We start from the raw sequence: 9,675 nt of genomic DNA, 5'->3' as shown, positions 1-9,675 counted from the left end.
CCCGTGGCCCCCTCCGCGCTCCCCCCGGAGCGCCCCCCGTTCGGGGCCCCTCGTTCGCTTTACGTCCTACGTCACGTCCTGCGTCACGACCTGCGTCACGTCGTACGTCTCAGGCGACCAGTTCGCCGAAGGACTCCAGCTGGTCCCGGCCGGAGCCGATGACCTCGTCGTCGCGCAGGCGGCGCAGCGAGCGCCAGATGCTGCTCTTGACCGTGCCGACGCTGATGTCCAGGATCTCGGCGATCTCCGGGTCCGTGCGGCCCTCGTAGTAGCGCAGGACGAGCATCGTGCGCTGCAGCTCGGGCAGCCGGGCCAGCGCCTGCCAGAGGACGGCGCGCAGCTCGGTGCCGCGCATCGCGTCGCCCTCGCCGGGCATCTCCGGCAGTTCCTCGGTCGGGTACTCGTTGAGCTTGCGCCGGCGCCAGGCGCTGATGTGCAGGTTCGTCATCGTGCGGCGCAGGTAGCCGCCGACGGCCGCCTTGTCCGTGATCCGGTCCCAGGCCCGGTAGGTGGAGAACAGCGCGCTCTGCAGCAGGTCCTCCGCCTCGTGCCGGTCGCCCGTCAGGTGGTAGGCGGTCGCGTACAGGGAGGCGCGGCGCTCCTGGACGTAGGCGGTGAACTCCGCCTCCGTCCGGGACGCCGCCGTCGCGTCCCCCGTCTTCTCCCCCGTGGCCCCCGCAGCCGCCCCCGCGGCTGCCGTGGTGCCCTTCGCGTCCCCGTACGTGACCGCGTCGATCGCCACCATGTACGGCGGCCGGACTTCTCCGGGCCCCGTCCGGCGTCGTGCAGGCGCGTGCGAATGACTGCGCTGGTCGTGGTGCTGTGCAGTGTGTTCATCTCGCGCCCCCCGTCGGTGGAGCCAGCCTCGGTCCGATTTCCGTACCGGGCCTCGCTGCCCGATGAACAGAAGCCTGCCGGGCCAGTTTCATCGCGTTGTCCGCCGACTGTCACAGCCCTGCAACAGCCCGGCGGGGCTCGCGGGGGCGCGGCGGGAGCCCGCGCGGAGGGCGCCGGTCGAACTACCGGGCTGACGTAGGCCAGAATGACCACCGTGCCTTCCCTGTTGCTGATCGAGGACGACGACGCCATCCGCACCGCTCTCGAGTTCTCCCTGTCCCGTCAGGGCCACCGTGTGGTGACCGCGGCGACGGGCGAGGACGGCCTGAAGCTGCTCCGCGAGCAGCGGCCGGATCTGATCGTGCTGGACGTGATGCTGCCCGGTATCGACGGTTTCGAGGTGTGCCGGCGCATCCGCCGCACCGACCAGCTGCCGATCATCCTGCTCACCGCGCGCAGCGACGACATCGACGTCGTGGTGGGCCTGGAGTCCGGCGCGGACGACTATGTGGTCAAGCCCGTGCAGGGCCGGGTGCTGGACGCCCGGATCCGCGCGGTGCTGCGCCGCGGCGAGCGCGAGACCAACGACTCCGCCGCCTTCGGCTCGCTGGTCATCGACCGCTCCGCGATGACGGTGACCAAGAACGGCGAGGAGCTCCAGCTCACGCCGACCGAGCTGCGGCTGCTGCTGGAGCTCAGCCGCCGGCCCGGGCAGGCGCTCTCGCGCCAGCAGCTGCTGCGCCTGGTCTGGGAGCACGACTACCTGGGCGACTCCCGGCTGGTCGACGCCTGCGTGCAGCGGCTGCGCGCCAAGGTCGAGGACGTGCCCTCGTCGCCGACCCTGATCCGCACCGTGCGCGGCGTCGGCTACCGCCTGGACGCTCCGCAGTGACCGGACGCGTACGCCGCTGGACCGCCGCCCGGAACGTGATGAAGCTGAGCCTGCGCTGGATAAGCCTGCGGCTGCGGCTGATGCTCGTCTTCGCCCTGGTCGCCCTGGCCGCAGCCGTCTCCGCGTCGGCGATCGCGTACTGGCTCAACCGCGACGCGGTGCTCACCCGCACGCAGGACGCGGCGCTCGACGACTTCCGCAAGTCCCTGCAGGACAACACCGGCACGCTGCCCCTCGGGCCGACCTGTCAGGAGCTGCAGGCCGCGGCCGACCGGATGGCGGCCACGTCGCAGAAGTACGAGGTGCTGCTGATCGGCAGCGGCGAGGGCGGCAAGGCCTGCGCCGCGCCCTCGGACCGTGACCTGTTCTCCCTCAAGGTCGTGCCGAAGTCGCTGCAGGCGGCCGTCAACCGCGAGCGGCGCGTGGACGACTCCAACCGCTACGCGTACCACCTCTACTGGCAGCGGATCACGCTGGAGGGCAAGCCCTATCTGGTGGGCGGCGCGAAGGTGATCGGCGGCGGGCCCACGGGCTACCTGCTGAAGTCCCTGGAGAACGAGCGCGCCGACCTCAATTCGCTGGCCTGGTCGCTGGGCATCGCCACCGGCCTGGCGCTCATCGGCTCCGCGCTGCTCGCGCAGGCCGCCGCGTCGACGGTGCTGCGGCCCGTGCAGCGGCTCGGCGACGCGGCCCGGCGGCTCGGCGAGGGCAAGCTCGACACCCGGCTGCGCGTCTCCGGCACGGACGAGCTGGCCGACCTGTCGCGCACCTTCAACAAGACCGCGGAGTCGCTGCAGAAGCGCGTCGAGGAGCTCAGCGCCCGGGAGGCCGCGAGCCGCCGCTTCGTCGCCGACATGTCGCACGAGCTGCGGACCCCGCTCACGGCCATCACGGCGGTGACGGAGGTGCTGGAGGACGAGGCCGACAACCTCGATCCGATGATCGCCCCGGCGGTGCAGCTCGTGGTGAGCGAGACCCGCCGGCTGAACGACCTGGTGGAGAATCTGATGGAGGTCACCCGCTTCGACGCGGGCACGGCCCGGCTCGTGCTGGACGACGTCGACGTCGCCGACCAGGTCACCGCCTGCATCGACGCCCGCGCCTGGCTCGACGCCGTCGAGCTGGACGCCGAGCGCGGCATCGTGGCCCGGCTCGACCCGCGGCGCCTCGACGTCATCCTCGCCAACCTCATCGGCAACGCCCTCAAGCACGGCGGCTCCCCGGTGCGCGTCTCGGTCCGCACGGAGGACGACGCGCTGCGCATCGACGTGCGCGACCACGGCCCGGGCATCCCCGAGGAGGTCCTGCCGCACGTCTTCGACCGCTTCTACAAGGCGAGCGCGTCCCGGCCGCGCTCGGAGGGCAGCGGCCTCGGCCTGTCCATCGCCCTGGAGAACGCCCACATCCACGGCGGCGAGATCACCGCCGCCAACTCCCCCGAGGGCGGCGCCGTCTTCACGCTCACCCTGCCGCGGGACGCCTCCGGCCTCGCGGAGCAGCCGGCCGGGAACGGGGAGGGCGGCAAGTGAGAGCCACCGCGCACCACCCCGCCGGGCGCCCGCGCCTGAGAACGGCCCTGCGGGGCACCACCGTGGCCGTGGCCCTGCTGGGCACGGCCACGGCGTGCGGCATCCGCGGCACCGCCGTGCCGGTGGACGCGGGCGGGGCGCCGTCGCGCTCGTCGTGCGTCGTGGGGACCGGGCGCGGCATCCCCTCGGGCGCCGCCACCGTGACCGTCCAGCTGGAGTGCACCTCGCAGCTGGTGCCCGTCACCCGCGCGGTGGCCGGGCCCGACACCTCCGAGGACGGCGTGGCCGTCGCCCGCCTGCTCCTCGACGAGCTCCGCAAGGCGCCCTCGAACGAGGAGGCCGAGGCGGGCATGTCCACGGCCGTGCCGCAGCGGCTGACCGTGTCCGGGCCGCGGCCCGGCGACCCGGCCGGGACGCTGCGGCTCGGCCGCGACCCCGGCGAGCTGCCGCAGGTCGGCCTGGCGCAGCTCGTGTGCACGTACGCGGGGACGGCCGCGGCCGACGGCAAGCGGACGGTGATCCTGGGCGGGCCGGCGGAGGAGGAGCGCCCGAAGAGCTACGCGTGCACGGACGAGCTCCGGACCCATCCGGACAGTGCGGACATCACGGGCACCACGGTTTCCTGAGACCCGGGTGCTGCGACGGTGGTCACGGCACCGCCGCGGCCACCGCGCGCCCCGGAATCCCCCGGCGGCGCCCGTCGCCACTCTCCGTCGTCATCCCCCGGAACCGTGCGACCGGCGCACCGCGTCATGTGGGGCGTGCAGGGTCATGGTTACGGCGGTACGCCCGCCCTCCGATACCGCTACCGCCTCGCGGGCTGCGTGCTGCTCGTCCTCCATCTGCTGACGGTCGGCTGGCTCGCCCTGCGGCCGCTGACCGTGCCCTGGGTGTCCGCGGCGCACCTGGAGCCGCTGGCGACGATCCGCGCCGACCTGGCCCTCGGCCCCTGGGAGGCCGCGCGGGCCATAGGGGCGGGGGTGCTGCCGCTCGCCCCGCTGGGCGTGCTCCTGCCCTGGGCGCGGGGCCGCGTCGCGGCGTCACCGCTGGGCTCCCTGACCCGCACGGTCTTCACCGGCGCGATGGTGTCGCTGGCGCTGCAGGTGGTGCAGAGCGGCGTGGTGGGCCAGGTGCTGGACGTGGACGCGCTCCTGCTGAACGTGACGGGGGTGGCGGCCGTGCACCTGGCCGTCGTCCCCGCGACGAGGGCCCGTCTCCGTCGCAGGGGGGACGTGCGGGAGCCGGCACCCATACGCCGGGAGGAGACCCCTCAGGGTGTCACCCCGACGATCCCCAGGGTCCGGATCGCCCCTTAGACCGACGTTCCGGCCGGGTCCGCGGACATAACGTGGAGTCATCGCGAAGCCGGCGGCAGAGACGGGAAAAACGTTCCCGCCCGGTACCGGCGCCCGCGAGACGAGGAGTCGCCGTCATGTCCGCCAAGCTGGTCCGTCCCCGCAACCACAGGATGATCGCCGGGGTGTGCGCCGGTCTGGCCGAGCGCTTCGGGATGTCCCGCACGACGATGCGGGTGATCTTCCTGCTCTCGTGCCTGCTGCCCGGCCCGCAGTTCCTGCTCTACATCGCGCTGTGGATCCTGCTGCCCTCGGAGGGCGCGCACCAGGGCCGCGGGCAGGCCGCGCAGTCCTGGTAGCGGGCCCCTGGCTCGAACCGTCGTCGCGGAAGCGTTCCGCACGCGGACGGCGGGCCGTCCCACCGGATCGGTTCCGGGGGACGGCCCGCCGTCGTACGAGCGGGACGGGCTCGCGGGGATGCGCGGCGCGGGAAGGCGCGCCGGGTCAGCCGCCGATGCCGGAGACCGGCAGGCTGCCGAGCGGCAGCCCGGACAGGGGCGCCAGGAGGCCCGTGTTCCCCTTGTTGTCGGCCGGCAGACCGGTGGCCGTGGCCTGGGCGGTTTCCGGGGCGGCCGCCGGGGCGGCGGCCTTGGTCGCGCCCCGCGGGGCGAGCTCGTGCGTCGGGAGCTGCGGCGCGACGGCCTTGTCCACGGCCTGGGCCGGGGCCGTCAGCATGCCGCTCTGGATCGCGCGGTCCGCCGCGGAGATCACCGGGCCGCCCGCGGGGGCGACCTGGGCGACCTGCTGGATGGGCAGCCCCGCCGTCGTGGTCCGGGCGGTGGTCGTGAGCGATTCGACGGCACCCGCGGTGCCGGCCGCCTGGGCGCTCCCCGCCGCCGCGGCGGCGAAGGCAACACCGAGGGCGGCGGCACCGAGAGTCCTGAAGTTTCCGAGCTTCATCTGAATTCTGTCCTCGCGACGGGGGATTCTTCGAGCGGCACTGCAACCTAGCCACGACTTCCCGGCCGCCGCAATCATTGACACGGCCGGGACGATTAACGTCCCGGCCGTATCCCGCTTTTCCCCGCGGATTCACCGTCCGTTGCGGCCGGTGAGAACGCCGCTGGTCAGAAAGGCCCGCCCGGTCCTACTGGAAGAGCCACTCGGCCTTGAGCTCGGCATAACCGGGCTTGATCACGTCATTGATCATCGCGAGACGTTCGTCGAATGGGATGAACGCGGACTTCATCGCGTTGACGGTGAACCACTGGATGTCGTCCAGCGTGTAGCCGAAAGCCTTCACCAGGTGCTCGAATTCCCGGCTCATGCTGGTGCCGCTCATCAGGCGGTTATCCGTATTGATCGTCGCCCGGAAATGCAGCTTACGGAGAAGTCCGACCGGGTGCTCTTCGTACGAGCTGGCCGCGCCGGTCTGCAGGTTCGACGTGGGGCACATCTCCAGCGGAATGCGCTTGTCCCGGACGTAGGAGGCGAGCCGGCCCAGCTTCGCCTTTCCGTCCTCGCCGATCTCGATGTCGTCGATGATGCGGACGCCGTGGCCGAGCCGGTCGGCGCCGCACCACTGCAGCGCCTGCCAGATCGACGGCAGGCCGAACGCCTCGCCGGCGTGGATGGTGAAGTGGTTGTTCTCGCGCTTGAGGTACTCGAACGCGTCCAGGTGGCGGGTGGGCGGGAAGCCCGCCTCGGCGCCCGCGATGTCGAAGCCGACGACGCCGGAGTCGCGGTAGCGGTTGGCGAGTTCGGCGATCTCCAGGGCGCGGGCCGCGTGCCGCATCGCGGTCAGCAGCGCGCCCACCCGGATGCGGTGGCCGTTCGCCTTCGCCCGGCGCTCGCCCTCGCGGAAGCCCTCGTTGACGGCCTCCACGACCTCTTCGAGGGTGAGCCCGCCCTCCAGGTGCTGCTCGGGCGCGTAGCGCACCTCGGCGTAGACGACGCCGTCCTCGGCCAGGTCCTCGGCGCACTCCGCGGCCACCCGGACGAGGGCGTCGCGGGTCTGCATCACGGCGCAGGTGTGCGCGAAGGTCTCCAGGTACCGCTCCAGCGAGCCGGAGTCGGCCGCCTCGCGGAACCAGACGCCCAGCTTGTCCGCGTCGGTCTCGGGCAGGCCGGTGTAGCCCGTCTCGCGGGCCAGGTCGACGATCGTGCCGGGGCGCAGCCCGCCGTCCAGGTGGTCGTGGAGCAGGACCTTGGGGGCGCGGCGGATCTGTTCGGGATTCGGTCGGGAGTTGGTCTCGGTCGTCATTTCGGCACTCTAGTCCCTACGCGCGTAGATATCAGCGAACGATACGGAACGGTGACCCGTCGGCGGGGTGGACACCACCGGTCCTTCTGCCATCGTTCTGCCATGGCTCAGCAAGCGCTGCCTCAACGGGACCCGGAAGGAACGCAGGAGCGGCTCACGGCACGGCTGGGGAAACCCCTCGGTGCGGGGCGGACGGTGCACGGCGTGGCGCTGCTGCTGCCGGGCGGCCGCGCCACGGGCACCGGGCGGCCCTCGGTCCTCGCCCTCGCGGCCCAGCGGCCGCCGGCCCGCCGGCTGGCCGCGGCGGCCGCGGCGGACGGCCTGGTCGTCCATGTCGTCCACTACCGGCGAAGCGGGTGGAACGGTTCGGCAGCCGACCCCGTGCGGGACGCCGAGTGGGCCGTGGACGAGGTGGTGCGGCGCTACGGCGACGTGCCGGTGTGCCTCGTCGGCACGGACATGGGCGGGCGCGCGGCGCTCCTCGCGGCGGGGCGGCCCGCGGTGACGGCGGTGCTGGCGATCGCGCCCTGGCTGCCACCGCCGGGGCCGGAGCCCGAACCGGTGCGGCAGCTGTGCGGGCGGCGCGTGCTCATCGTGCACGGCACGAACGACGAGCACACGGACCCCGATCTGTCGTTCCGGCTCGCCCAGCGGGCGAAGAAGGTCAACCGGGACGTGTGCCGCTTCGAGGTCCACTCGGACGGGCACGGCCTGCGGCAGCACCGCGCGGAAGTCCGCGCCCTGGCCGCGGACTTCGTGCGCGGCGCGCTCTTCGGCCACCACTTCGCCCGCCCGGTCGCGGACGCGCTCGCGGCTCCGCCGCCGCTGGGTTTGCGCATGCCGCTTGCCTCCGGCTTCGGGGCGAGTCTGGGGTATTGAGGGGGGTACGGGGTACGCGGAGTTCGGCACCGCGGGTGCACGTGCCGTACGGGGGACGCGAAGTTCGGCACCGCGGGTGCACGTGCCGTACGGGGTACGCGGAGTTCGGCACCGCCGGTCACGTCCGTGGGGGTTGCGCGCCGCTGCGGCGGGATTTCTTTGCCTGCGGCAAAGAAAGCTGCACATGCGCCCGCAGGAGTCGCCGAGAGGCCTCGCCTCTCGAATCCGCCGCAGCGGCGAGCAACCAGACTCAACGTTTCCGGCGGTGCCGAACTGGGCGTACCCCGTACGGAACTGGGCGTACCCCGTACGGTACGGAACGCCACCCCGCGGAGCGGTCACCGCGGAAGCAACTGGCCCCTCCGGGACAAAAGGAAGCGTTTGAAGGCCGCCACCGGGGCCGTGTCGGGGTGGCCGTCCAGCCACGCCACCCCGATCTCGCGGAACGCGCGCGGCGCGGTGACCGTCAGCTCCGCGACCCCCGGCCGGGGGACGGCCGGCGGCGGCAGCAGGGCCACGCCGAGGCCCGCAGCGACGAGCCCGCGCAGCGTCTCCGCCTCCTCCCCCTCGAAGGCGATCTTCGGGGTGAACCCCGCCTCCGCGCACACGGCGTCGGTGATGCGCCGAAGCCCGTAGCCCGGTTCGAGGGTGACGAAGAGCTCGGAGGCGGCCTCGGCGAGGCGGATGCGCTTGCGGGAGGCGAGGGGGTGGTCGTCGGGGACGACGAGCCGCAGCTTCTGCTCGTCGAGGCGGCGGGAGACGAGGTCCGGAGCGTCCGGGACGGGCGAGGTGAGGCACAGGTCGAGCTCGCCGTCGCGCAGCCGCTGCAGCATGGACTCGCCGTAGTTCTGCACGAGCTGGAACCGTACGCGCGGATGGTCGGCGCGGAAGGCACGGATGAGCTCGGGTACGGTCTCGGTGCCGAGCGTGTGGAGGAAGCCGAAGGCGATCTTGCCGGCGGCGGGGTCGGCGTCGGCCCGTACGGACTCGGCGGCGCGGTCGACCTCGGACAGGGCGCGGTCGACGGTGGCGAGGAAGGTGCGGCCGGCCGCGGTCAGGGAGACCGTGCGGCCGTGGCGGGCGAACAGGGCGACGCCCAGGTCGTCTTCGAGGCGGGCGATCGAGCGGCTGAGCGTCGACTGCGGCACGCCGATCTGCTGCGCGGCGCGCGTGACGTGCTCGTGGCGGGCGACGGCGACGAACTGCGCGAGCCGCGGAGTGAGGGTGGCGGCCCAGGAGTCGGCCTCGACGTCCGCTGTTACGGGGATGTCTTTTTCATTGCCGGGCGGTGACAAGGGCGGCCGTGACCTGCGTTCATGCAACACAGGATCGATTATCGCCATTCTGTGCATTGGACGCATCAGGCCGGGCTGCCTACGGTTTTCGTATGCCTCCTGCCGATACCGGGGCATCCAGCGTCGTCGTGCGTTCGGGTGCCTCTGCTCTGTCGTCCCTTCACTTCTCTCCCCCGTCCGGCGAGGACACCCGGCTGGAGCCGGGCGGCCCCGGCTACCGCCGGATGAGCTTCGCCCTGTTCGCCGCGGGTGTCGCGACGTTCGCCCTCCTCTACTCCACGCAGGCGCTGCTGCCGGCCATCTCCGGCGGCCTCGGGGTGACGGCCGATCAGGCCAGCTGGACGGTGTCCGCCGCGACGGGCGGGCTCGCCCTCGCGGTCGTGCCGCTGAGCGCCCTCTCCGAGCGCTTCGGGCGCCGCACGATGATGACCGCCTCGCTGTGCGTGGCCGCGTTCGTGGCGCTGCTGGTGCCGCTCGCGCCGAGCCTGGGCTGGCTGGTCGCGCTGCGCGCGGTGCAGGGCGCGGCGCTGGCCGGGGTGCCGGCGTCGGCGATGGCCTACCTCGCGGAGGAGGTCCGGCCGAAGGCGCTGGTCGGCGCGATCGGACTGTTCGTGGCGGGCAACAGCATCGGCGGCATGACCGGCCGGATCCTCGCGGGCTGGGTGGCCCAGGCGTGGGGCTGGCG

The 9,675-nt window shown here is 73.0% G+C and carries 11 protein-coding genes; 7 read left to right on the top strand and 4 right to left on the bottom strand.

Annotated elements, in window-relative coordinates; all coding sequences use genetic code 11:
* Positions 1–109: 109 nt before the first annotated feature.
* Positions 110–745 carry a SigE family RNA polymerase sigma factor gene (locus tag ACSNOH_RS30440; RefSeq protein WP_436724668.1) on the bottom strand — a complete coding sequence of 212 codons (636 nt, stop codon included), beginning with the start codon at positions 743–745 and terminating at the stop codon, positions 110–112.
* Between the two features lie 306 nt (positions 746–1,051).
* Here ACSNOH_RS30440 and afsQ1 point away from each other — a divergent pair, with 306 nt between their 5' ends.
* The 5 genes from afsQ1 (at position 1,052) to ACSNOH_RS30415 (ending at position 4,912) form a co-directional block, all read left to right on the top strand.
* Positions 1,052–1,729 (top strand): two-component system response regulator AfsQ1, encoded by a 678-nt coding sequence (afsQ1, locus tag ACSNOH_RS30435; RefSeq protein WP_173864811.1) that lies wholly within the window; start codon positions 1,052–1,054, stop codon positions 1,727–1,729.
* A 38-nt stretch (positions 1,730–1,767) separates the two neighbouring features.
* On the top strand, positions 1,768–3,258 hold the full coding sequence (locus ACSNOH_RS30430; protein ID WP_436724671.1) for an ATP-binding protein: 1,491 nt from the start codon (positions 1,768–1,770) through the stop codon (positions 3,256–3,258).
* Complete coding sequence (locus ACSNOH_RS30425) at positions 3,255–3,884, top strand: hypothetical protein (protein WP_436724667.1); 630 nt, start codon at positions 3,255–3,257, stop codon at positions 3,882–3,884. The genes ACSNOH_RS30430 and ACSNOH_RS30425 overlap by 4 nt, the downstream gene beginning before the upstream one ends.
* A 135-nt stretch (positions 3,885–4,019) precedes the next feature.
* Positions 4,020–4,574 carry a VanZ family protein gene (locus ACSNOH_RS30420; protein WP_436724670.1) on the top strand — a complete coding sequence of 185 codons (555 nt, stop codon included), beginning with the start codon at positions 4,020–4,022 and terminating at the stop codon, positions 4,572–4,574.
* 116 nt (positions 4,575–4,690) lie between these two features.
* A complete protein-coding gene (locus ACSNOH_RS30415; protein ID WP_436724666.1) occupies positions 4,691–4,912 on the top strand; it encodes a PspC domain-containing protein in 222 nt (73 codons plus the stop codon).
* 145 nt (positions 4,913–5,057) lie between these two features.
* Here ACSNOH_RS30415 and ACSNOH_RS30410 read toward each other — a convergent pair whose 3' ends face one another.
* Positions 5,058–5,513 (bottom strand): hypothetical protein, encoded by a 456-nt coding sequence (locus ACSNOH_RS30410; RefSeq protein ID WP_436724665.1) that lies wholly within the window; start codon positions 5,511–5,513, stop codon positions 5,058–5,060.
* A gap of 187 nt (positions 5,514–5,700) precedes the next feature.
* Positions 5,701–6,816, bottom strand: a complete 1,116-nt coding sequence (locus ACSNOH_RS30405) for an adenosine deaminase (RefSeq protein WP_436724664.1) — start codon at positions 6,814–6,816, stop codon at positions 5,701–5,703.
* A gap of 102 nt (positions 6,817–6,918) precedes the next feature.
* Between ACSNOH_RS30405 and ACSNOH_RS30400 the strand changes: the two genes are divergently transcribed.
* Complete coding sequence (locus ACSNOH_RS30400) at positions 6,919–7,695, top strand: alpha/beta hydrolase (protein ID WP_436724663.1); 777 nt, start codon at positions 6,919–6,921, stop codon at positions 7,693–7,695.
* Between the two features lie 338 nt (positions 7,696–8,033).
* Here the strand turns inward: ACSNOH_RS30400 and ACSNOH_RS30395 are convergent, their stop codons facing one another.
* Positions 8,034–9,020: a LysR family transcriptional regulator gene (locus ACSNOH_RS30395; RefSeq protein WP_436724669.1), complete on the bottom strand. Its 987-nt coding sequence runs from the start codon at positions 9,018–9,020 to the stop codon at positions 8,034–8,036.
* Between the two features lie 62 nt (positions 9,021–9,082).
* On the opposite strand from ACSNOH_RS30395, the gene ACSNOH_RS30390 reads away from it, so the two are divergent.
* Positions 9,083–9,675, top strand: a 593-nt coding sequence (locus ACSNOH_RS30390) for an MFS transporter (RefSeq protein ID WP_436724662.1), incomplete at its 3' end; no start/stop codon positions are given.

The sequence above is a fragment of the Streptomyces sp. URMC 127 genome, assembly GCF_051386535.1.
GTDB lineage: Bacteria > Actinomycetota > Actinomycetes > Streptomycetales > Streptomycetaceae > Streptomyces.
Note: the sequence above shows the minus strand (reverse complement) of the source record. Positions and strands in the feature narration are given on the sequence as shown.